The organism is Haloarcula japonica DSM 6131 (genome assembly GCF_000336635.1).
GTDB lineage: Archaea > Halobacteriota > Halobacteria > Halobacteriales > Haloarculaceae > Haloarcula > Haloarcula japonica.
On record NZ_AOLY01000009.1, the window covers coordinates 125,309 to 148,774 of the forward strand.

22 protein-coding genes are annotated in these 23,466 nt (G+C 60.6%); 14 read left to right on the top strand and 8 right to left on the bottom strand.

All coding sequences use genetic code 11. The annotated features are described in order from the left end of the window. Positions 1-1,075 precede the first annotated feature (1,075 nt). Positions 1,076-2,449 (top strand): type IV secretory system conjugative DNA transfer family protein, encoded by a 1,374-nt coding sequence (locus C444_RS05955; RefSeq protein ID WP_152420771.1) that lies wholly within the window; start codon positions 1,076-1,078, stop codon positions 2,447-2,449. A 469-nt stretch (positions 2,450-2,918) separates the two neighbouring features. On the opposite strand, the gene C444_RS05960 is transcribed toward C444_RS05955, so the two are convergent. Together C444_RS05960 and C444_RS05965 are read right to left on the bottom strand one after the other, a co-directional pair. Continuing rightward, on the bottom strand, positions 2,919-3,368 hold the full coding sequence (locus C444_RS05960) for a hypothetical protein (RefSeq protein WP_049909174.1): 450 nt from the start codon (positions 3,366-3,368) through the stop codon (positions 2,919-2,921). Positions 3,369-3,416: 48 nt separating this feature from the next. Then, positions 3,417-4,832: a DUF4330 family protein gene (locus tag C444_RS05965; RefSeq protein ID WP_004591586.1), complete on the bottom strand. Its 1,416-nt coding sequence runs from the start codon at positions 4,830-4,832 to the stop codon at positions 3,417-3,419. A gap of 364 nt (positions 4,833-5,196) precedes the next feature. Between C444_RS05965 and C444_RS05970 the strand changes: the two genes are divergently transcribed. The 8 genes from C444_RS05970 to phoU all read left to right on the top strand — a co-directional run bounded on the left by C444_RS05970 (position 5,197) and on the right by phoU (position 12,615). Next, positions 5,197-5,955: a helix-turn-helix domain-containing protein gene (locus C444_RS05970; RefSeq protein ID WP_004591587.1), complete on the top strand. Its 759-nt coding sequence runs from the start codon at positions 5,197-5,199 to the stop codon at positions 5,953-5,955. A gap of 108 nt (positions 5,956-6,063) precedes the next feature. Further along, positions 6,064-7,767: a helix-turn-helix transcriptional regulator gene (locus C444_RS05975; protein ID WP_004591588.1), complete on the top strand. Its 1,704-nt coding sequence runs from the start codon at positions 6,064-6,066 to the stop codon at positions 7,765-7,767. A 472-nt stretch (positions 7,768-8,239) separates the two neighbouring features. Next, the gene (locus tag C444_RS05980; RefSeq protein WP_004591589.1) at positions 8,240-8,953 is read left to right on the top strand and encodes a DUF7344 domain-containing protein; all 714 of its coding nucleotides are present in this window, start codon (positions 8,240-8,242) and stop codon (positions 8,951-8,953) included. Positions 8,954-9,004: 51 nt separating this feature from the next. Continuing rightward, positions 9,005-9,565, top strand: a complete 561-nt coding sequence (locus tag C444_RS05985; protein WP_004591590.1) for a DUF7344 domain-containing protein — start codon at positions 9,005-9,007, stop codon at positions 9,563-9,565. Positions 9,566-9,819: 254 nt separating this feature from the next. Then, positions 9,820-9,948, top strand: coding sequence for a hypothetical protein (locus C444_RS22915; RefSeq protein WP_275039446.1), 129 nt, complete (start codon positions 9,820-9,822; stop codon positions 9,946-9,948). Between the two features lie 159 nt (positions 9,949-10,107). Beyond that, on the top strand, positions 10,108-11,439 hold the full coding sequence (gene trkA, locus C444_RS05990; RefSeq protein WP_004591591.1) for a Trk system potassium transporter TrkA: 1,332 nt from the start codon (positions 10,108-10,110) through the stop codon (positions 11,437-11,439). Between the two features lie 57 nt (positions 11,440-11,496). After that, complete coding sequence (locus C444_RS05995) at positions 11,497-11,808, top strand: hypothetical protein (RefSeq protein ID WP_004591592.1); 312 nt, start codon at positions 11,497-11,499, stop codon at positions 11,806-11,808. A 126-nt stretch (positions 11,809-11,934) separates the two neighbouring features. Further along, positions 11,935-12,615 (top strand): phosphate signaling complex protein PhoU, encoded by a 681-nt coding sequence (gene phoU / locus C444_RS06000; protein ID WP_004591593.1) that lies wholly within the window; start codon positions 11,935-11,937, stop codon positions 12,613-12,615. Between the two features lie 289 nt (positions 12,616-12,904). Here phoU and radB read toward each other — a convergent pair whose 3' ends face one another. After that, positions 12,905-13,615, bottom strand: a complete 711-nt coding sequence (gene radB / locus C444_RS06005; RefSeq protein WP_004591594.1) for a DNA repair and recombination protein RadB — start codon at positions 13,613-13,615, stop codon at positions 12,905-12,907. Positions 13,616-13,654: 39 nt separating this feature from the next. Continuing rightward, positions 13,655-14,494: a hypothetical protein gene (locus tag C444_RS06010; RefSeq protein ID WP_004591595.1), complete on the bottom strand. Its 840-nt coding sequence runs from the start codon at positions 14,492-14,494 to the stop codon at positions 13,655-13,657. Positions 14,495-14,568: 74 nt separating this feature from the next. On the opposite strand from C444_RS06010, the gene C444_RS06015 reads away from it, so the two are divergent. Then, positions 14,569-15,336, top strand: a complete 768-nt coding sequence (locus C444_RS06015; protein WP_004591596.1) for a hypothetical protein — start codon at positions 14,569-14,571, stop codon at positions 15,334-15,336. A 2-nt stretch (positions 15,337-15,338) separates the two neighbouring features. On the opposite strand, the gene larC is transcribed toward C444_RS06015, so the two are convergent. Both larC and C444_RS06025 read right to left on the bottom strand, forming a co-directional pair. Further along, positions 15,339-16,670 carry a nickel pincer cofactor biosynthesis protein LarC gene (larC, locus tag C444_RS06020; protein ID WP_049909176.1) on the bottom strand — a complete coding sequence of 444 codons (1,332 nt, stop codon included), beginning with the start codon at positions 16,668-16,670 and terminating at the stop codon, positions 15,339-15,341. Positions 16,671-16,744: 74 nt separating this feature from the next. Then, the gene (locus tag C444_RS06025; protein ID WP_004591598.1) at positions 16,745-17,161 is read right to left on the bottom strand and encodes a universal stress protein; all 417 of its coding nucleotides are present in this window, start codon (positions 17,159-17,161) and stop codon (positions 16,745-16,747) included. A 200-nt stretch (positions 17,162-17,361) separates the two neighbouring features. Here C444_RS06025 and C444_RS06030 point away from each other — a divergent pair, with 200 nt between their 5' ends. Continuing rightward, the gene (locus C444_RS06030; RefSeq protein WP_004591599.1) at positions 17,362-19,587 is read left to right on the top strand and encodes a CDC48 family AAA ATPase; all 2,226 of its coding nucleotides are present in this window, start codon (positions 17,362-17,364) and stop codon (positions 19,585-19,587) included. A 186-nt stretch (positions 19,588-19,773) separates the two neighbouring features. Further along, positions 19,774-20,787, top strand: a complete 1,014-nt coding sequence (locus C444_RS06035; RefSeq protein ID WP_004591600.1) for an NADP-dependent oxidoreductase — start codon at positions 19,774-19,776, stop codon at positions 20,785-20,787. A gap of 18 nt (positions 20,788-20,805) precedes the next feature. On the opposite strand, the gene C444_RS06040 is transcribed toward C444_RS06035, so the two are convergent. Next, positions 20,806-21,948, bottom strand: coding sequence for a CBS domain-containing protein (locus tag C444_RS06040; RefSeq protein ID WP_004591601.1), 1,143 nt, complete (start codon positions 21,946-21,948; stop codon positions 20,806-20,808). Positions 21,949-22,056: 108 nt separating this feature from the next. Between C444_RS06040 and C444_RS06045 the strand changes: the two genes are divergently transcribed. Together C444_RS06045 and C444_RS06050 are read left to right on the top strand one after the other, a co-directional pair. After that, positions 22,057-22,377: a lycopene cyclase domain-containing protein gene (locus tag C444_RS06045; protein WP_004591602.1), complete on the top strand. Its 321-nt coding sequence runs from the start codon at positions 22,057-22,059 to the stop codon at positions 22,375-22,377. Positions 22,378-22,557: 180 nt separating this feature from the next. Then, entirely contained in the window at positions 22,558-23,049 is a 492-nt protein-coding gene (locus tag C444_RS06050) for an HTH domain-containing protein (RefSeq protein WP_004591603.1), read from the top strand. A 12-nt stretch (positions 23,050-23,061) separates the two neighbouring features. Here the strand turns inward: C444_RS06050 and C444_RS06055 are convergent, their stop codons facing one another. Beyond that, entirely contained in the window at positions 23,062-23,415 is a 354-nt protein-coding gene (locus C444_RS06055) for a Cdc6/Cdc18 family protein (protein ID WP_004591604.1), read from the bottom strand. Positions 23,416-23,466 lie beyond the last annotated feature (51 nt).

Here is a 23,466-nt window from a genome sequence, read left to right on the forward strand (position 1 = left end):
GCTCCAATCATTTGGCTCACACGACGACACAAGTAGTCGACATCCGATGACAGCCATGCTCGAGGCACTACAAGACAGCGAGACACCTTGTCCGCTACAGATTTGCGCTCAACCCACTGACAAGCTCTCGGCTATACAAAACAGGATATTAAATTCCATCTCGAACGAGACTGCAAGCGGGCAAATGCACCGCTTGTTAGGTCTGTTATATGGTCCCCTCCAGAAAAGAAACCGAGGGAGGAGCTAGATTATGAATCCCGCAACCGACTGTCTCATCTTGAGGCGAAAGAGTCAGATGCGTTTGCGGTGTCGATTCGGGTGCTGATCGGTGACGGTAGTAACGCCCTCTGACCGCCGACAGACTGGCTTCGGTTATGGGGACGATAAGCGGCGAATACTACAAAATCAACGGAAAGTGTCATGAAGAGACCGAACGTGTCCGTGAGGCGATCCAACAACGTCGTATTGTTACCCCGACATACAAGTACGTCCCGGGGCCGATTCCAAGCAACCGAGACATGTCACGTGGGCTCGTTGTTGACTACAAAGAATTGGGGAGCATTATATTCCCTGACAGTGATGACCTGACCGATCCAACTCGACGCGCCCTCAACACTAAATCTGATACGACGGGGTTTACAACGCCACCAGCGCCGGAGATGCTTGATTCGTACCAGCACGGACCGTCGCTTGGATGCGTCCGCAACAGCGAGGGAATCGTCGAAACACAACCGTTTGCCTCCCGCCAAAGCTCCAGCAACTACACACGCTACTCGTCGGCAGCACCGGCAGCGGGAAGGCTGGTATCGCGGAAAACGCCATATTGGACAACAGCGAATCGACTAATGGTGCGGATATCGCTCTCATCCCAAAAGGTGATGAGATGGCTACAGAGTTGCTCCGATCACACTATGCCCGTCATGGCTCCTTAGATAACGTGTACTATTTCGAGTGCTCGGAAACGCTACCAGCACTCTCTGTACTTGATATCCGACCGGAACTCGAGGCCGGCATTCCGCGTTCCAGTGCGGTCGCAAACACCATTGACCAGTACATCAGCCTACTGCGGGCACCCATGCCTGAGAACAGCTATGATGCAGCCGTCCGTTCGCCGGATGTAATCCGGTTCTTGTTGCAAGCGCAGTTCGATGTACGGCATGGCAGCGATGCCTTCACACATGCTGATCTGAAGGCTGCGGCGATGCGACTCCAAAATGACCGGACAATGCCGACCGTCGACGATGAGACACTCGAGCGAAATCTCACGACTCTCCTCAACACCAGTGACCGGACGTTTCAGAAGCTCATGGGCGGGGTGATGACACGACTAGATACGGTCTCCCAAGACGCCCGACTCCGTGCACCATTCAATCATCTCCCTGAGGATGAAGCCGAGCGGTTTGATCTCGTGGACCTGCTCGACGAAGGCGCCCTGATAATCTTGGATATGGGTGAGTTCGATTCACAGGAGACGAAACAGGCAATTACGCAGGTGGTGCTGTCGAACCTCTGGAGCGCGCTCAAGCGTCGAGTCAGATATACCAATGATACCGAAACCGACCTGCCGCTGGTCAACCTGTATCTCGAGGAAGCTGCTACCTTCGAGGAGCTCGACCTCCTCGGGGAGTTGCTTGATCAAAGCCGGAGTTTCGGCATCGATCTCACCCTGATCACTCAGTTCCCTGCGCAATTCAAGCATACATCTCCCGGCACGTACGAGCGGCTGCTCAACAACGTTGGCACGGTCGTTGCCTCTCAGGTTGAGTGCGATCGGCCACTGGCAGAGGCGCTTGCAACTGAGAAGTATACTGCCGACGAAATCGAGAACAAACTGGGATCAGTCCCGCGAGGGGAGTGGCTAGTGTCTCTTCCCGGCGCATATGGTGCCTCAAAGCCTGACCCGTTCCAGATAACCGCTCCATCACTGCCCGCTGGCCATCCGGAGTCTGAGACCTTCGATGACCTCCCACATGTGGAGGTTACGACCGCTATCGCTGACTGGGTCGACACCGTTAGCTCTCGGTATATGGAGCACGCATACGTCAACGACCTCGAGTCACCAGTTGTTGAGGTGGTTCGCTACTATGAACCCGGGCAGGGCAAGTCACCACACATCCCAGTCGAGACGGCCATGGACGGGACGGACGATCCAGAGCAGGCTGCCGACCGGACCGATCAGCGTCGATTCGATGTCGTTGGGCTTGACGCTGAGGGTGAGATTGTCATTGTCGGGGAAGCCGAGCATCTGAACAACGATGTCGCCGAGGCAGTCGCCGCGGATTTCGATAAGATGACTGCCTGTGGCCCTGTGGAGGTAATTTGGGTTGTCCCGTCACGCTCTGCTGTGACTCTCATTGTCGAGGCGCTCAACGATCCTCCCGAAGGATCCTCTCGAGTCGAAAAAAAAAACGTACAGTTCTGGAACACCCCCCAAGCAGTATTGTATTGACGAATCGGGGCTATCACAGATGATGACATTCAGCACGCTCCGCGATCGGCTGCCCGAGCGATCACAATCCGAATCACCCTCATCATAGCCACATACCGGCTATTGTCGGCTATCTATCTAGTTCACACTCCGCAGATACTCCACAATAAAGAGAGTGATATTGGAAGTGTGAGTGAATGATATAGGCTTCGCCAGTTGAGAGATATCCCATCACAGAAGTGGGTGGTCGGACATGCCAGTAGTGCGAATGGGCCAAGCGCGCCCGTAACCGTGCTTGCTAGTTAGGGGGTAATCAGCAGTACTATTGGTAAATTGTGCTATAGAGTTGCCAGACTATCATTTGATGAAGTGTCCACATTCCCAGATATATGTGTATTAACGGTCGTTTTTCGAAGTATGAAAACCGAATAGATAGCTTGAGTCATTCACACTATCACGACTTTGACGGTAGCAGAAGTGTGAAGCGACGTCAGGACGAGTTGTCTTTGGTAGACTCCGACTCATCATCCCCAGTGCGCGTTTCTTCTGGTGGCTCCGGCGGTGTCAACACAGCGACTGCGAGTTCATAGCCCTGCGTCTCCGAAAGTGGGTCGAACACGTCCGATGCAACCCGCTCGAATACACGTCTTGTGACCGGCCCCACTTTCGAGTGGCGCCACGCGTCCTTGATATGTGGAATGAGTCTGTCCATCAGTGCGATAAAGGGCCCAACAGCATACGTCTCTCGAAGGTCGATGATGATGACTTCCGGGTCAGGTTCCTTCGTGAGCCAGCGATAGCAATACGACTTCCGAACAAACTCACCTGTACGTGCACTGACCGCCCGCCCGGCACTGATGACCTTTGACCCGTCACTAATCGCACTGACTTTCTTCCCGACCGCTTCAATAGGGCTCAATGACCCGGATTCCCCTGACATCCGATATACACTGGTTTGGGTGATCCAACATACCGTTTGTGATGTGGTTCAGAGCCCGATACTCACGACCGTCGCTTCGATAGTGATCGTCCCCAAATTGATGACCACTGTCGAGCCCTGCTGAATGGATTCGCCTTTGAACTGGACACCGCTTGTCGTTTCACGGACTCGGAGTTCGGTCGTGATGGTAATATCGCGTAGGTACGGGTGGTCGGCAACGGTGACGGAGCCGTTTTCGCCCGTTGTGATGATAACGGACGGTTCAGTACTGACGCGACTCACGCGAGCGACCGTCTGGCCGCCACTGGTTTCGGTCATCCCGGGCCTAATCGCATCGGCCATGTCCGCGCGCATGTCGGTCATCCGCAGGGTGACCGTCCGATTGGTGAGCGTCCCGCGCGGTTCGAGTGTACCGACGCGGTCGATGGTGCCGGAGAGGTCGTAGCTCTCAGTCGAGACAGTGATGTTGTTCCCGCGCTGGACTATGGCGTTCCCGAACTGCTGGCGACCGTTGCTTTCGATGGTTGCCAGCGAGAGACCGACGAGCGCGCGCTTGCGGTCGGGATTCCGTGTTGCATACGTAGTAACGGTCTGTACTTCGGCTGCCTCATACCCGGCAACGGTGGCGACGTCGCCCGTAGCGATACGATCAGCTGTCTCGGCATCGACAGTCGTCTCAAATAGCACGTCAGTAGTCGCCGGCTGGAGACCGCTTCCGACCTGTTTTATACGGCCATCAAGCGTGTAGTCCTCGGCCGGGAGTGTGACTGTCTGGCCACGTCGGACCTGGGTACCGCCGAACCGGCGGTCGGATTGCTGCGTGTGGGTGTCGAGATCAGCTTCGACAAAGACGGTCTGTTCAGTTGTGTTTCCAGCTGTGTATGCAGCCACGTCTTCGATGGTTGCAACGGTGCGGCCAGCGAGTCGGATCTCGTCACCGGGGGTAACGTCCTGGGCTTCGGCGGTGGCCATGGTGTCCCTGAGAACCACAGTCGTGTCCTCTTGGGCGAGGCTATTGTCACCACCCACAGCACGAATCTGGCCGCTTACTTCGTACCGACTTGTCGCGATAGTCAGTGCCCGGCCGAGGCGAGGGGGCGCATCCGTGTATGTGAGGCTGTCACCATCGGGTGACCCCTGCAGTGTGGCTCGCAGGATGACGCGTGTTTGATCGTCCTGCGGTGTCAGGTGAACGTCTGTAATCGTAAGTTCCGAATCGCCGCCGGGACTGTACGTATCACCTTCAGTGATCTCAGAAACGATGTACGACGGTTGTGTCCCGAGATCGAGGGTGACATTGGTTGTATTCGGTTCCGGTGACTCTGACTCCGGCTGGAGAACGAGCGCAACGCCTGCCGTGACGACCGCAACGACGAGCAGGACGGCTAGCGCATCGACGACGTTGACGAGGCCGAAAAGGTTCCCATTCTCGTCAAGGAGGGTCGACGAACGACTATCTGCCATGCTGTAGGGATTTCTTCCGAGTGGTTTGGGTGTTTCGTTGTCTTCCTCCCTGTTTGAGTGTGACTGTTCTCGATTCCGGACTGCACCCAACCACCCACGCTCAGAAAGTGGAAATGTACCATACCGATATAATCTAAGCAGTGATACAGCTGCTTGTGCGGGACTATCGACGTTCTCTGAGCCATACTACCGGTAGAGCCTCCCAAAATTGGTCTGTGGAGATTTTTTATCAAAAGAAATCAGTCTATATCGACAGGTGAGTAAGCAAGCGATTCCACCAAGTGACTATTAATATAGCCTCTCGATTTTTAGACACTATCTGTATAGTGGCAATGTCCTTGTGCCCGATTCGTCTGGTGTCCACATGCGCAACACCGGCGACCAGGGGTCGGCAACCGAGGCAAACCAGCCAGTCGATGGGGCTGGATACGGGCCGGCAAGCCCATCGGAGACGGATGGGACACCACGGGAGAAAAGTCTCTGCGTCGACCTGTGCCTGAGTCACCCGGAACTGATTTTGGCGGATGCAATCGAGAGCAGTCCGGACGTGACAGTCCGTCCGGAGCAGATGGTTAGCGACGGCACGTCGAGTTTTCTGGTGATAGAGGTAACGGGTGAACACCTAGACCAGTTCGAAACAGAACTGGCGAGGGATAGCACGGTATGCGATCCCGTCGTGTTAGACTGGACGGAAACGAACCGCGTCTATCGTGTCGAGGTGGCCGACAGCGCCATCCGGGTCACGCCTTCACTCGTCCGTGCTGGTGGGCGTGCGCTTGACATCGAAGGGACAGGTGGACAGTGGCTGGTACACGCACAGTTTCGGTCGCGGGCAGCACTGTCGCAGTTCCGATCCGAGTGCTCTGAACGGGATATCTCATTTAGACTTGACCGACTGTACTGGACCTCCGAAGAGGCAAACGCCGGTGCATGCGGGCTGACCGCAGATCAGCAAGTCGCACTGGAGACGGCACACAGAGAGGGGTACTTCGACGTGCCCCGTGGCATCTCACAGGCAGAACTGGCGGACAAACTCGACATTTCGCCATCGGCGATGTCACAGCGGATTCGGCGCGGGATGGATCAGGTCGTTGGCTCGGAGCTCGGACTATCCGATGAGTAAGCAGTCGGGACATAGCAACAACTATCACTGAATCATCAAGTGTGTCTAGAAGTGACAAGGAGGCTATGTGCCAAAAAGGATATTGCCCCGCTGTGACACTCGTACTGTATGAGACACCGGATCGTGAGCGGGATCTGCGCTTTACTCCTCCTCTTGACAGTCGCGTCTGTCTCCGTAGGTGTCGCTGCCGCAACGGACGCCGGGCAGTATGCTGAATACACAGCGACGGGCAACGAAACAGTGCCAGCGATACAGTCGGCCGAGCCCACACAGGCTGTTGCGGACGGGCCGAACGGAACCGCGTTCGTCTGGGAGCAGATAGACAGCGAGCAGGTCAGCGAGTATCGGATTGCAGTGACCGTTAGTTCGCCGCAAGAAAACCTCTCGGTCTGTGCGCGTGCGAACGGGTCGTTGAACTGTACGTCGGTCGGCCCGAACGGAACTGCGACCCTCACGACTCCTGGGGCGGCGGGACTCGATGATCTCTCTATCGCTCTTTACAATACGAGCGCTGACACCACGCTAGATCGGCAGTCGGTGTCTCTGCAGCCGATTCAGCGAGCCGGTGATATTGACGACGACGGGCTCAACAACAGCAACGAGGTGGTCCAAGAGACGAATCTCACTGATGCTGACACTGACGACGACGGGCTGACGGATGGTGCGGAGGTCCACCAGCACGGGACAGTCCCAACAGCCGCAGATACTGACGAAGACGGTGTCGGTGACAGGGCTGAGATTCAACAGGGAACCGACCCGCGACAGGGCGACACGGACGGCGACGGGCTGTCGGACGAACGCGAACTGTCACTCGGGACGAATCCGACCGTCGCCGATACTGACGGCGATGGACTGTCCGACCAGCGAGAGGCGTCCGGAAAGACCGACCCGACCGACGCAGACACGGACGACGACGGCGTCGCCGACGGCCGGGAGCTGGAGATCGGCACGAACCCGGTACAGGCTGACACGGACGATGACGAAGTCGCCGATGGGCGAGAGCTAGCCATAGGCACGGACCCGACAGTCGCAGACACCGACGGAGATGGGGTAACAGACGGGGCAGAACTCGAAGCGGGAACTGCACCGACCAAGAGCGATACGGACGGTGACGGCCTCAACGACGGAAAGGAACTGGCGGCTGGCACGTCCCCGACCACCGTCGATACGGACGGCGATGGTCTCAGCGACGGACGCGAGATTTCAGGCCTTGGAACGGACCCGCTCGCAGCCGACTCGGACGGTGACTTCCTGACCGACCAGCAGGAAATCGTCTGGGGAACGAACCCGAACAGCGTGCTGACGCCGGCCTGGGTGACGAGTTCGCTTCTTGGGTTCCTCATTGGAATCGGGCTGACAGTCGTATCAATCAGGCGTGGCTGGGTCACGGAGCTGTCCGTGGCAGCCAGACTGTTCATCTATCGCCACCTCGAACTGGACCGGGAGATAATCGCGGTCAACCGTGAAATCGAAGCGACGGACAGGGTTGCCGAAGCTGACCGTCCAGATGTCGACGCGGACACCGCGGCTGAAGCCTTCGAGCAAGCCGACCGGGAACTCACCCCCGACGCGCGGCTCGTGAAACTGATGCTGCAAGTCGAGAACGGCCGTCTGCACCAGACTGATATCGTCGAGGCGACGGACTGGTCGAAAGCGAAGGTCAGCCGCCTCCTGTCGCGGATGGTCGACGACGACGAGGTCGTAAAGATCCGTCTCGGCAGGGAGAACCTCATCTGTCTGGAACGGGCAAAGCCTGCAGCGGCGAACTCGCCACACGCGGGCGATATCAAGCCACCGACGCCCGGCGGATAAACCGGTTCACGTCCCGGATAGCCGGTCGGTAGTGGCATCACTGTTCACTACCGGCGTTTTTCGGATGTGTCTCCGTCATCTGCAACTGTCACAACAGTTGTCACTGAAGCCACACCGATAGCCGGTAGACGCATGGAAACGATAATTTCCGTCTGTTGGCCCTTCTATAACCAACAAACGGCGGAATCCGTCCGAGATACAATGCCTACCGCAACTGCCCGTATGCCCATTTGTAGATCTTATTTGCCGCTGTAGTGGTGAAACAATTTAGTATGCTGTGTGAAACAGCGGTGGAACGGAGCTCTTAACCCGAAACCCCCGGAAAATAGGTTTATAGCCTTCAGAACGCTGTTTTATCGTGCGCTGGTCCCTGGTAAGTCGGCCATTATCGACCCGTTAAATCGGTGAAACAGTCGCAATCGGCGGAACAGTCGACCCGGTATATGTCGATTGCTGAAAAAGCAGAGGGCACATGTCCATAGCTGAAACGACTTCCGAACCCACGACAACTGAGGCCGAGGAGTCCGCGACGGAGGAATCGTCATCTGCGGAGTCCACATCGGACGACGAGCTCACCCGCGACGACCTTTTCCACGTCCTCCAGTGTCGTCGCCGCCGTCTGGTCCTCAAATACCTCCACGAACACCCCGGTGGTGAGCCGGCCGATATGAGCGACATCGCAGAACACATCGCAGCGCTGGAACACGACACGACGGTCGACTCGCTCCGCTCGAAACAGCGCCAGCGCGTCTACATCGCGCTGTACCAGTCTCATCTCCCAAAGATGGACGATGCGGGCGTCATCAACTACAACCAGGACCGGGGACTCGTCGAAGCGACCGCACTCGCGAACTCCTTCCACAAATATCTCGACGAGGAACCATCACTTCTGTCGACGTCGGCTGCGGAGTCGACGCCGTCGACCCAGCCCATCACCGAGCATGATCGGATAGATGCTCGCGCGTCGGCCGACAAGCGATGGTCAAGTCGGTATCTCGGGACTGCGTGTGCGACACTGATTACGGTCGGTGGACTCGCACTTAGCGGGATCACAGTGCCGGGCGTCGCAGTCGCACTCGTCGTGAGCGTAGTGTTCGTAGCGCTGGCGGTGAGTCATCGACTCTCACTGTCGGCACCACAGTCGCTTGCTGACCGTCTACGGGCCGGTTTCGATACGGAGAGCTGAGCTACGTACAGATGTGTGCACACAGCGCGACATCTGGGAGGTAAGAAACAGATGCGACTGACAGCGGGACTTGACGCCGTCCGTGATGCCGGAAAAACGACTGAGCCTCCAGATCAGCCCGGCCTTGTTGACGCGACGATATTCGATATTCTCGGTAACGAGCGCCGTCGCGCCTGCTTGCACTGCCTTGCTGAACACGAGGGAGCGCTATCTGTTAGTGCGCTGGGAAAACAGGTGGCGCGCGCCGTCGCCGATGCAGAGGCCGATAGTGACGAGCTTTACGACAGTGTGTACATTTCACTCTGTCAGACACACCTGCCAAAGCTTGACGCTGTCGGGCTGGTAGAATACGAGCAAAACCGAAAACGAGTCCGTCAGGGTCCCAGATTCGATGCTATCAGAGACCAGTTCGAAGCGGCCCGCACAACAGAGAAACAGTCAAGCGATGGTATTCGAGCCGAGATCATCGTGCCTATTCTGACGGTGGCGATAGGCGCAGCCGCAATCCTGAGTCCACCGGCAGCCAGAACCGTACTGCTTTTCGGACTCGTTGCGATTCACGTTCTCGTCCTCATATTTGCGTCCACGTCTCCGTTCACAATCAGTCATTGAGCCCGTCCGCATGTTCAGAAGTGAGACATTCACTGACCAGCGATGGGAAAGTAGTCACCTGCTACTATAGTGAACGTTCAGCCAGACGGTTGCTGCGTGTTAGACAGGGCCTCGATCAGAGACCTGTGGATATACTGTGGCACAGCTTTTGAGAGCGGTCCCCTGAACTGACCAGTAGAAGTACGCGTCTACCGGGGAGGCAGCGGGCGTAAAGAAGCATATAATCAAACGGTGGGGAGACAGAGACAGCGTGTATGACCGACTACGCAAATATGCGAAAGGCGATTGAAGAGACGAAAGAGTCGTTTGATGCGGTCGAACGGTTCCAACGTCGGTCAGCCCTCTGTCCTTGGTTGAATGTGCCGCTTCGGGATGAGTCGTAAGCAGGCCGTAGGCTACGTCTTGATCGATACATCGGATCTCGTACACGGCCGGTGGTGATAGCTCGTCCGTTCCGGGAACGGTGGCTCGCCGGCCGGATGAAAATACACTTCACCCATCGGTGGAAAGCTGGTGCATATGTATCAGGCGGAGGCACAGTCGTGTATATCGTAATCGTCGGCGCGGGCGAGGTCGGCTCGAATATCGCTGAGAGCCTCGCAGAAAGCCACGAGGTTGCCGTCGTAGATATTGATCCTGATCGTGTGGAGAGCCTGATGTACGAAGCCGATGTGCTCGGTGTCGAAGGGGATGGTGCGGAACTCGACACCCTCTCGGAGGCCGGTATCGAGAAAGCCGACGTTCTCATCGCCAGTACCGACGATGACGAGACGAACATCGTCACCTGTGGGACGGCGGTAACGGCAGCTGACCCGTTCACCATTTCCCGCGTCAAAAGCGCGAAATTCCTCCGGACGTGGGAGAAGTCCGGGGGCGCTTTCGGCGTGGACCACATGGTCGCGACGAACCTGCTCACTGCGGAGAACATCGCCCGCGTCATCGGGCTTCCCGGCGCGCGTGACGTGGAAACGTTCGTCGACGGGCAGGTCCAGATGGGGGAGTTTGGAGTTCGCGAGTCCAGTCCAATCGCGGACCAAACCGTCGCGGAGGCTGACCGCTACGAATCCCTGACCTTCGCCGCCGTATTGCGCGACGACGAGGTTATCATCCCGCGCGGGGAGACGGTAATCAAAGCAGGCGACGACATCGTCGTCATCGGAAGTCGTGAGAGCGTTCGCCAGTTCGCGACCGAAATCGCGCCGGAGTCAGAGGCGACCCAGAACGTCCTCATCGTCGGGGGAAGTGATGTCGGGTATCACACTGCACGACTGCTCCAGGATCGTGGCATCAAGCCACGGCTCATCGAACAAGACCACGACAGGGCGCGCGAACTCGCGGAGGACCTGCAGGGAACCACCGTGCTGGAGAGTGATGCAACGGATAGCGAATTCCTCGAACGCGAACACGTCTCAGACGCCGATGCCGTGGTTGCGACGCTCGACAGCGACGAAAAGAACCTCCTAGTGACGCTGCTGGCCAAGCGACTTGGTGCGGAGCGAACCGTTGCCGTCGTCAACTCCGGCGAGTACGTCGACCTGTTCGAAGCCGTCGGCGTCGACGTGGCTGTCAATCCCCGAGAGACGACCGCCGAAGAGATCACGCGGTTCACCCGGGAATACGACGCGACGAAGGTGGCTATCATCGAATCCGACCGCGCCGAGGTGCTGGAAATCGAGGTATCCGCCGACAGCGTCCTCGCTGGGCGGCCGATTCAAGAGTCTGTACAGGAACTGCCGACTGGCGTGGTCATCGGGGCTATCAGCCGCGGCGGCGAACTGGTCATTCCCCGCGGTGACACCGTCATCGAACCCGGCGATCACGTCGTAGTGTTCGTCGACGCCGACTGCCTGAAAGCGGTCAACGACAAATTGTAGCCGCGCTGAGGGAGTCGCTCCCAAGGGACTAAACCCATCTCCCGCCTCAGCTAGTGTATGTCTCCCGTTGCGGACCGTATCGTGCTCTCATTTGCCCCCAGCACCGCCGATGGAGACCCGTGGTCCGGCATCGATACCGAGTGGATCGCCGACGAACTCCGCGGGGACACCTATCGACAGTACCTCCGACGCGCCCGCGGCGGGCCGGTGGCCGTCGGCGAGGAGTGGGACGAATTCGTGAGCTGTGGCTGTGCAACGCCACAGGACGTGGTGTTGCGCGTCGAGCGCGTCGAGGGCGGAACGGTACTCGGCGACGCGACGACGCTGGACGTTCATCCCCGTGACGACGCCGAGGCAGTGTCACAGTAGTCGGTTCTCGCTGTCGAGCATGCCTGTCCCTGCATAGCACGCCCGTTGCCACGGTCATCCCGGACGGTATCGGGAGATATTGGGAGAAGGGAAAGGCTGATGCATGCCACCAGCACATTCCGGACTATGCCACGCGATTCCTATCAGGAGGGACTGAACTCGCTCCGCGAGGATGTCCTTTATATGTCAGAGATCGTCCTCGAGCGGCTCCGGCTCGGTCTGGACGCACTCGAACAAAAAGACGAGGAGATGGCTCGGGAAGTCATCGAGGGTGACCACGAGATCAATCAGCTGTATCTCGACCTCGAACAGGACTGTATCGACCTGCTGGCGCTGCAACAGCCGGTCGCGTCCGACCTCCGCTTTATCGCCGCGTCGTTCAAGATCATCACCGACCTCGAACGGATCGGTGACCTCGCAACGAACCTCGGCGAGTACTCGCTCACTGCTGAACGCGACGTGTTCCCCGAGGTCGACATTCAGGATGTCGCCGACGTCACCATCGAGATGGTCGAAAACGCCATGGAAGCCTACAGCGATCAGGATGCCGACCAGTGCTATACCATCGCTGACATCGACGACGAGGTCGACGAACGGTGTGAGGCGGCCTCCGAGACGGTCGTGCGCGACCTCATCGAGCGCGAGATCGACGCCGACTCCAGTGAAGCCGAGATCGAGCAACTGATGGCCGACGTGTCGCGGCTCCTGCTGACGATTCGTGACATCGAGCGCGTTGGGGACCACGCTGTCAACATCGCCGCGCGGACGTTGTACATGGTCGAGAACGACGACGACCTCATCTACTGAACCTTTTTCCTCGTTGGGTTCGCGCTACGCGCGAACCGCGCCTCGAAAAACGTTCATGAAAAAGGCCGAGCACGGCACGCCGTGCTCGGTGAAACCGCGCTCGCTCCGCTTGCGCGGTATGCATCAACTGCGAACCATAGCAGCACAAAACCGCGACAACCACTCGCCTCCCCAGCCGACTGCGTTGCTCGGCTCGTTTCGCTCGCCTGTGCGACTCGTCCCTCGCGCTTGCGACGCGGCCGTCGCCGCGACGGCGCGCGCCCAACAGCGGACCCTCTCAACCAAAATCTTACTGCGGCGTTTCGGGCGTGTCGTCGCCCACAAGGCCCGAGTCGGTGATGCGGAACTGGGCCGTATCACCGGCCGGTTTGGCGCGGTGTTTCTCCAAGGTCGCGCGCCGGTTGCCGCCGCGGAACCGGTCCAACCGGACGATAGCGCCCGACCAGTGGTTCAGGGTGTGGCCGCCAAGCGCCGTCGAGCGGTCGCTGTCCGGGTCGGTAAACACCTGATTCGTGTATAGGACGGCGATGTCGTGTTTGCGGGCCAGCGAGAGCAGGTGGGTTATCTGGCGGGCCACGTCCCGCAGCGTCTCGCCGCCGTCCTCGTCGTCCCGGCGGAGCCGGTAGAACCCGGTTGCACTGTCGAGGACGATGAGTTCGACCTCGGCGGCGAACTCGGCGGCGTCCTGAACGGCCTCGGCCTGCTCATCGTAGTCAAGTGCCTCGGTGATGATGAGCCGGCCGGCGAGGTCGTCCACGGTCTGGGCGGTCCCGCGTGCACGGCCGCTGGCGACTTGTTCCATGCGGTCGGCCGAGAGGCCCTCGGTGTCGATGTACAGCGCCGCGTCGCCGGCAGCGGCGACTTCCATCACTGCCGACAGCGCGAAATTGGTCTTCCCGGCCGCTGGCGGGCCGTACACCTGCGTGACCGCGCCGCGTTCCAGCCCACCACCCAGAAGATCGTCGATTGCGTCACACCCGGTCGGGACGTACTCGCTCACGACGGGGGGTTAGTCAGGTTCGGATAAAAACGCTCGCACCTACGCCGCCGAGAGATAGCGGGCCAGAGCGGCCGCAACCACGTCGGGGTCGTCCAAGTCGTCGAGCGCGAACCGATCATCGAACCACCATGACCGGTGGACGACCAGCGCGTCCGTAGTGCGGGTATAGCCCGTATATCGCTCCCACGGGAGCAGGCGTCTGGCGACGGGCAGTCGCTGTTCTAGCCCCTCGGCGGTGACGGCGTACTCTCTGGGCTGGGTCTGCATGAATATCCCTATCCCTACCGGAAACAGTATCTGTGCGAACGTCAGTGGCCAGAGCTCCGGTGTGACGTACACCGAGGCGAACCCGGCGACACCGACCGCCCACAGCGGCAGTACCAGGGCCAACAGGCGGTTCCGTGCCGCCTCGGGCCAGCCGGCGGTGAACACACAGTGGCGCTCGCTATCCGCGAGGTGGGTGTCGGTGTATCGCGTACGAGCCATCACACCTAACACGCTCCCGAGAGCCATCGCGCCCATCCCCGAGAACATGGCGAGTACGCCGACAACACCGGCCCAGTCGAGTGAGAGCAGGCCTGTGAAGGCATACCCCAGACTGACAAGTCCCGGAACCCAGCGAGTCCGTGTCGCTCCAAGACGACGAGGGAGGCTCCCGAACCGCTCAGTCGTCCACCAGCCGACCCCAGTTGCGACAGCGACCATCGCGATCACCGTTCCGTATAATACGGCTGCGTCCCCGGAGACGAGACGGGCGACGGCGAAGACAGTCGGCGCTATCGCCAGCAGCGCGACGTAGAGACCGATGACGAGAGCGAAAAGCGGTCCCCCGATGGCTCCGCGGTGGTCTCGACGGTGGAGGGCGGCATATCGCCACAATGTCCACGCTCGGACAAAACTCTCCGGGGCCGGAGGCCACAACGGTAAGTAGACACCGGACCAAGCGCCGGCCAGTGATAGTCGTCGCTACCGAGGACTTCGAAGTGTACCACGGCGTCGTCAACGAGCTACGCGACCGTGGCGTGGCGTTCACGACTATCGAACCGGGCGACGAATGGCCCGAGGAGGCGGATGTCGCGGTCATCGCGGCCGGGGAATCGGTCGAAATCCCCGATGGCGTAGATCTCGTGCAGGCGGACCCGGACGCGCCGCGTCGAGCCGTCGAAACTGTCATCTCGACACTCCGGGGTGGTGACGGTCGCACCGTCATCGGTATCGACCCCGGTGAGCGACCGGGCGTCGCGATTCTCCACGGCGACATGGTTGTCGCGGCGTTTCAGGTGCCCGCGGCGGAAATCACCGAAATCGTCCGCGAGGAAGTCGAGGACGCTGTCGACCCGGTCGTTCGCATCGGCGACGGCGCGCGACTCGTCGGCGCGCGCATCATCGACGAGATCCAGTCTGTGCCGGTAGAACTGGTCGACGAAACGGGGACGACGCCGTACCTCGGCTCCGGCGCGCGCGGGATGGGTGACGTACTGGCCGCGGTCAACATTGCCCGGCTCGACGGCGAGGAAATCGAGAGCCGAACCATCGAGCCCACGGCCGGCGAACTCCAGAAAATCAAGGACCGCTCGCGGGAGGCAAGCGAGACGAACCGGGCGATCAGCGAGGATCTCGCCCGACAAGTCGCGACCGGTGCGCTCACCGTCGAGGAAGCGCTGGCGGAACACGACAGGGACAGTCCGACCGACGACGAGGGCGAACCCGACACCGGATAGCGCTACTCTCGGACCATCCGTTCGGCCCGCCGCTGGATTTCGCGAACGGGGAGATCAGTGGCGTCCGCGACCGCCGCGGCGTCGTCGTACTCCGTGCTCACGTCGAACACCGTGCCGTCGGTGTCGCTTGCAATCTTGACCGTTACCTCGAACTGTTCGCCGTCAACGGAGAGCACAACTGTCTCGTACTCCCGGTCGGCAACCCAGCGGTGGCCGGCCCCGGACTCGCGCACGCCGAGTGTGCCGGTCGCTTCGGCGAGGCGGCGCGCGACCCGCTCAGCCTCTTCCGGCTTACAGATGACCTTCACGATGTGGCCGGGCCGGGACTTCTTCATCGTCGTCGGCACTATCGATACGTCGCGAGCGCCGACGTCCGGGAGCGTGCGCTGGAGGTCGCCCAGCACCTCCGGCGAAACGTCGTCGACGTTCGTTTCGAGGACCGTGATTTCGTCGCGGCGGAGCTGCCCCGCGCCGTCGCCGACCAGCGCCCGCAGGACGTTAGGGCGGTCGTCGAGATCCCAGCCGCCAGCACCGTAGCCCGACGCCTCGACATCGAGCGACGGCAGCGATTCGGTCCCCTCCGCGATGTGGGCGAGAATCGCCGCACCGGTCGGCGTCACCAGTTCCCTGTCGATGGGACCGCCCTGCAGAGACCAGTCGGCTTGCTCCGCGATTTCGACCACTGCGGGGGTCGGGACCGGATAGGTGCCGTGGCTCATCTCGACGGTGCCGCCACCGGTCGACAGCGGCGTCGTCACGACCCGGTCGACGTCGAGGTCGTCCAGCAGGAGGCAGGCCCCGACGATGTCAGCGATGGCGTCGTCGGCCCCGACCTCGTGGAAGTGCGTGCCGTCGAGGTCCGTCCCGTGGACCGACGCCTCGGCCTCGCCGAGTATCTCAAAGATCGCCAGTGCGTCCGCGCTGACGGCCTTCGGGAGGTCCATCCCTTCAACGAGCTCGACGACCTCGGCGTATGTTCGGCTCGGCCCGTGGCCCTCGGCGTGGGTGTGGTCATGGTCGCCGTGGGCGTGGGAATGTGCGTCGTCGTCCTTGGTGTGGCCGTGCCCCTCGTCATGGTCGTGGGAGTGAGAACCCGAGTGATCGTCGTGAGCGTGGTCGTGAGATCCATCGGCGTCGCTAGCAGCGTCGGTCAGCAGTACGTCGACGCGTGTTGCAGCAATCCCGCAGCGGTCAACCTCGGAAGCGGCGTACTCGATGTCCAGCGCGTCCTCGACCGGCGACAGGGCCTCGCGGTCGGCCCCGGCGGCCAGTAGTGCCCCCAACAGCATGTCGCCGGCGGCACCCATCCGGCCGTCAAAAGCGAGTGTTCGCATACACGGGGCGTCGCGCCCCGCGAGTAAAAGCCCTCATACTACGGTTCCATCCGGGCGTCGCGACGACCGACGGATCAGGTCTGGCGGACGATATGGATATCGTAGGACTCGCCGTCCGTGACTTCGCCGATGGGGACCACGATGTCTTCGGTGTCGTCGCTGCCGAGGAACACGACGCTGGCGTCAACATCGCGGGCGGTCTGTCTGATCGTCGTCGACAGTTCGCTGGTGGAGTGGGCGCTCACGTCGTCGTAGCGGAGTTCGGAGTCGTCGGTCGCCTCCTCGATCTTGCGTCGGAGGTCGTCCGCGGCGGTTTCGGCGGCGAAGTCTTCGGTCGGGTCGACGCGGCGGCGGCGCTCGGCGTAGTCGGCCCCGGTCGGGATGAACGCGACGGCGACGACATCCTCGTCGAGGGCCGCGGCGTAGGAAACGGCACGGTCGAGCGCGGCGTCCGCGAGCGGTGATCCGTCGAAGGGAACGAGAAATACCATATCGGCGCTATCGCGTCCAGCCTTATGAAACGCGGCGATGGCGGCAGCCTGTGTTACCGCCACCCCGGCCGGAGGATATTAGCCCCTGATATGCGGTGTGTTATTAGGTGTCATATAAACCCGTCGCCGTGCGTCTTGCCCGCCGGTAGCATAAAGCATATCTCCGGGGCTACCCGAGTTCGTTGTAAGCAGGCTCTACTATGAACGAAGTCCAATTGGAAGTGGCGAAAGCGTACCCGAACGACTCGGGGCGCGGTATCGCCAGACTCGATCCCGACACGTTGTTGCACCTCAAGCTCTCTCCCGGCGACATCATCGAGATCGAAGGGAGCGACACGACCGCGGCCAAGGTGTGGCGGGCCGACCGGCAGGACTGGAACACTGACACCGTCCGCATCGACGGCTTCACGCGACAGAACGCCGACGTGGGCATCGGCGAGCGCGTCACCATCCGGAAGGCTGAGGCCGAGAAAGCCGACAAGCTCGTCCTCGCGCCGCCGGAGGAAGCGTCCGTCCAGTTCGGCTCCGACGCCGCCGGCATGGTCAAACGACAGATACTGAAGCGGCCGGTCGTCGAGCGCGACATCGTTCCGGTGATGTCCTCGACGAACCACCCGTTCATGCGCTCGCCTGGACAGGCTATCCCGCTCATCGCCGTCGAGACCGAGCCCGAGGGTGTCTGTCTCATCACCGAGGACACCGAGGTGGAACTCCGCGAGGAACCGATCTCCGGCTTCGAGAAGACCGGCGGCGGTATCACCTACGAGGACATCGGCGGCCTTCAGAACGAAATCCAGCGGGTGCGAGAGATGGTCGAGCTGCCGATGAAACACCCCCAGATCTTCAAGAAGCTCGGCATCGAGCCGCCACAGGGGGTGTTGCTCCACGGGCCACCCGGCACCGGGAAGACGCTGCTTGCGAAGGCTGTCGCCAACGAGACATCCGCTAGCTTCTTCTCTATTGCCGGCCCCGAGATCATCTCGAAATACTACGGTGAGTCCGAACAGCAGTTACGCGAGATTTTCGAGGACGCGAGCGAGGAATCGCCCTCGATCATCTTCATCGACGAGCTGGACTCCATCGCGCCCAAGCGCGAGGACGTGACCGGCGAGGTCGAGCGCCGCGTCGTCGCCCAACTACTGACGATGATGGACGGCCTCGAATCACGGGGCCAGGTCATTGTCATCGCCGCGACGAACCGCGTCGATAGCGTGGACCCGGCGCTCCGTCGTCCAGGCCGCTTCGACCGCGAAATCGAGATCGGCGTTCCGGACGAGGTCGGTCGGGAGGAAATCCTCCAGATCCATACCCGCGGGATGCCGCTGTCCGACGACGTGAACCTCGCCAAGCTGGCGACGGACACGCACGGCTTCGTCGGGGCCGACATCGAGAGCCTGACCAAGGAAGCCGCGATGAAGGCGCTCCGGCGCTACCTCCCCGAAATCGACCTCGACGAAGAGGACATCCCGCCGAGCCTCATCGACCGGATGATAATCAAGCGGGACGACTTCAAGGGTGCACTCAACGAGGTGAGTCCATCGGCGATGCGGGAGGTGCTGGTCGAACTCCCGAAGATGTCCTGGGACAACGTCGGCGGCCTCAGCGGACCCAAAGAACAGGTCCAGGAGGCCGTCGAGTGGCCGATGAACTCCCCGGAGAAGTTCGAGCGCATGGGCGTGACGCCGCCGTCGGGGGTGTTGCTCTACGGCCCGCCCGGCACCGGGAAGACGCTCATGGCGAAGGCCGTCGCCAACGAGACCGACGCGAACTTCATCTCGGTCCGTGGCCCGCAGCTGCTGAGCAAGTGGGTCGGCGAGAGCGAGAAGGCCATCCGGCAGACGTTCCGGAAGGCCCGCCAGGTCGCCCCGACCATCATCTTCTTCGACGAACTCGACTCGCTGGCACCGGGTCGGGGCGGCGAGATGGGGTCGAACGTCTCCGAACGTGTCGTCAATCAGCTCCTGACCGAACTCGACGGGCTCGAAGAGATGGAGGACGTGATGGTCATCGGCGCGACCAACCGGCCGGACATGATCGACCCGGCGCTGATCCGTTCGGGTCGATTCGACCGGCTGGTGATGATCGGCGAGCCCGATATCGAGGGCCGCGAGCAGATCCTGAAGATCCACACGGACGACACGCCGCTGTCGCCCGATGTGAGCCTGCGCGAACTGGCCGAGGTCAGCGACGGGTTCGTCGGCTCGGACCTCGAATCCATCGCACGGGAGGCCGCCATCGAGGCGCTCCGCGAGGACGACGACGCGGAGGAAGTCGAGATGCGCCACTTCCGGCAGGCGATGGACAGCGTGCGTCCGACCATCACCGACGACATCCGCGACTACTACGAGCAGATGGAAGAAGAGTTCAGAGGCGGCTCCAGCCCGCAGCGTCAGGCTGGAACCGGCGGCCGGATCGGCTTCCAGTAACTCCGGCGTCCTCGGTTCCTGTTGCCCGCTGCGGTTCGAACACGGTTTTCATTGTCGTCGCGCTTCGGTAGCGGTGCATCTCCCGTAGCTGCACAATACCCGTGTATAATTATTAGATAAATTATAAAACCGGTGTTTGTTTCTCCTTTCGAAGCCCCCTTTCGGATGCCAAGTGTATGAGGGGTGATGTCGAACACAAACCGCGTTTACCGGCTAGCGAAGCGCCCCGAAGGGACCCCCGACCACGATACGTTCGAGCTTTCCGAGGAAGAAATCCCGGAGCCGGGGCCCGGTGAGGTGCTCATCAAGACGCTGTACCTCTCCGTCGATCCGTACATGCGCGACCGGATGCGCGACAGCGAATCGTATGCGGACCCGTGGGACGTGGGCGATGCGCTCAAGGGTGCCGTCGTCGGTGAGGTCGTCGAATCTAATGGCGCACGCTTCGACGAAGGCGATGTCGTCACCGGTGAGCTAGAGTGGGCGGAGTACGCCACAGCACCCGGACCGGTACTTACGGAGGTCAATCCGGAACTCGCACCGATTTCGACGGCACTCGGCGTTCTAGGGATGCCAGGCCTGACAGCGTACTTCGGCACGCGTGAAGTCGCACAGCCCTCGGCCGGGGACACCTTCGTCGTCACTGGAGCTGCCGGGGCCGTCGGCTCCGTGGCAGGACAACTCGCCAAGCTTCAGGGCGCACGCGTCGTCGGCTTCGCCGGCTCCGACGAGAAGGTCTCGTTCCTCGAAGATGACCTCGGCTTCGACGCGGGCATCAACTACAAGACGACCGACGACTACCGGGCCGCGCTGGACGAGGCCGCGCCGGACGGTGTCGACGCTTACTTCGACAACGTCGGCGGACCGATCACCGACGCGGTGTTCACCCGACTCAACACCGATGCACGCGTCGCCGTCTGCGGACAGATTTCACTGTACAACAGCGAGGACGTTCCGATGGGGCCGCGCAAGCTGACACAGGTCATCCAGTCCCGTGCGACCGTCGAGGGCCTCCTCGTCTCCGACTTCGAGCCGCGGTTCGAGGAAGCGACGAAGCAGCTCGGTCAGTGGGTCGCCTCAGGCGACATCTCCTACCGAGAAACCGTCACTGAAGGCATCGAGAACGCGCCCGACGCGTTCCTCGGGCTGTTCGAGGGTGAGAACATTGGCAAGCAACTCGTACAGGTCGCCGAGCGGTAGAAAAGAGCGACTATCCGGTTATAGTTCGCCGAGTTTGCGGAGGAGTTGGCCGCGGTACTCCTCGTCGGCCTGGACGCCTTTCAGTTCGAGAACGTTACGCTCTAGCTTATCGAGCGCGACGTTGAACGCGGTCTCGGCCCCGTAGCCCTCACCGGAGCCGGCCGCCTGGCCCTTGTTGGTCCGGAGCCGGATCTGGCACTGGATGAGCGGCGTGCCACGGAGCTTCTCCTTGTGCTCGTGGAACCGGACGTGGGCGTGCTGGACCTGCATCGCTCCGTACTTGTCCGCGACTGCCTCGATGTCGGACCGGATATCCGCACGGGAGATGGTATCCAGCAGTTTGATGTTCGTAATCTGGACGTCCATGTGTTCCTCCTCGGTGTAGGTCAGCGCGCGGAGCACGTCGGTTTTCGTGAGGATGCCGGCGACGTGGGTGTCGTCGTCTTCCGGCGTGACGACGAGTCCGGCGAAGTCGTTTTCGAGCATCCGCGCAACGGCGTCCTCGACAGAGTCGCCAAGTTTCGCCGTCTCCACCGGGCTGCTCATCACGTCGTAGACGGGCATATCGAGCACGCGCTCAATCTCGCCAGAGCGGTCGCCCCGCGTCGTTTTGTTCATGTCTCGGACGACGACGTCGACGATATCGTGGCGCGTGACCATCCCGGTCAGGCCGTCGTCGTCACCGAGTACCGGAAGCCGGGAGATGCCGTGTTTCCGGAGGAGATTGACGACTTGTCCGACGTTGGTGTCTTCCGACACCGTGATGACATCCCGCGTGTAGATGTCCTCGACGCGCAGCGCGTCGAGATTGTCGAGAACCGCATCGAGGATATCGTCCTCGGTGACGATACCCCAGAGCTCGCCCGCCTCGAACACCGGCGCGAGCTTGACACCACCCTCGACGAGGACGCGCGCGACTTCGCGCACGTCATCGGTGCGCTCGACTTTCGGTGCCGAGCGCGTCATCGCCCCCGCTTTCGCGTTGTCCTCGACATGGGACTGGACCAGCTGTTTCTGCGTGATAACGCCAGCGTAGTCACCGTCTTCCGTGACGATGATGCCCTTGGGATTCTCGCGTTCGAAGATAGACCGGACTTTCCCCAGGCGCTTGCTGGCGTCAACCTCGACAAACTCTCTGGTGGCGATATCAGCAATATCCATCGTTCTTCACAGTTCGTAGATTCGACGTGTGGGGTTATCAAGGTTGGTTTAGTCCCAGGGAACCAAGAGACGAACTAAGCTTTAGGCCCTTGGATCTAAGGTCCGTGTATGCTGCCCGACATCGGCGTCTTTGGCCCCTACACCTATCTGGTCACAGAGGTGGTCTGGGGGACTGTTGCGCTCGCGTTGCTCTGGCGTGCGAACGCCCTCCGGATGGCAGCCAAAACAATCGTTGTGCTCTATCCGATTGCCTACGTCTGGGACTGGTACACCCTCACCGTCGGTGTCTTCGCGATCAAACTCCGAACTGGTGTCGACTTGCTCGGAATTCCAATCGAAGAACATATCTTCATGATTGTCGTTCCCGCACTCATCCTCGGTATCCATGAGAACCTCCACGGTCTTTCGTCCGAGTCAAACAGCGAATAGTTAGAAAACGTATATCGTTTTCAGCTGTTAACCACTCTTGGAACAGCGTTACAACTGGAAGAACACCATCCACAGAAACTGCTGATTTCACCCGTACTCAGTCTTGAGGAAGCCATCTGTACTGTGCAGACATCTCTCACAGTATCTATATGTGTCAGCCGAGAGTGCTGTCTGATAGCTATGAGTGATACTATCCCGACACCTCACATCGAGTTATATGTCCGGTCGATGCTGCCCGACGGCGCACACGAACGACAGGAAGCGGTCATCGACCGACTCCAGATGCTCAACGAGAACGACCACATCGACGGGCTCAACGTCATCGTCTGGGGCAAACAGATCGCACCGCAGTCGGCTGCCGCACGGACAGAGGAAGGCAAGTATATTCTGAACCGCGTCGCCGAGTTCAAGCAGTGGGCACTGACCAACAACGTCTCGCTGGAATCCTTCTATCAGGACACGACCGTTGACTCAGAGGTGGCGGAGTCGGCGTACGACGCCATGGCGCTGCCCGTCATGGGGCTGGCTGAGTACGACGGCAGCGAACTCGTCCACGTCGCACCCTGTACGAAAGACGACGTCGTCCACACGATCATGGACCGTCTCGATCGCCTCGAAGCGGGCCAGCCACCCGCCCTCGATCAGGAGCGCGGCGACGTGAGCGTCGTCTAACGGGGCCAGCAGTTACGAGGACCGGACCGTTTCGATATACGATTCGAACTCGTCTGTCGCCGACAGCACGTCGAGCACTTCTTCTGGGTCTCCAGTCAGTTCGTATCCTGGTCGCCCTTTCCCCGTCGGCGACTCCGTCTTTTGGTCGCTCAGCAGTCCCTCATCCGCCAGCTGGCTCAGCGCAGAGATGACCCGCTGGCGCTCGACGCCGCCGAACGGCTGTCGGTCGATGTCCGCGAGATGTGCTTTCGCCGTCTGAGTCACATGATAGGAGTGGGCTGGCGTTTCGCCGGCCGTTTCGAGTTCTGCAACCGCCAGTAGGACGAACTGTTCGAACGCGTCCGCCGACTGGACCAGATCTCTCATATAGATGACTCTAACGCGGTTGGGGCAAGAAACTATGGGACGACGCTGTCG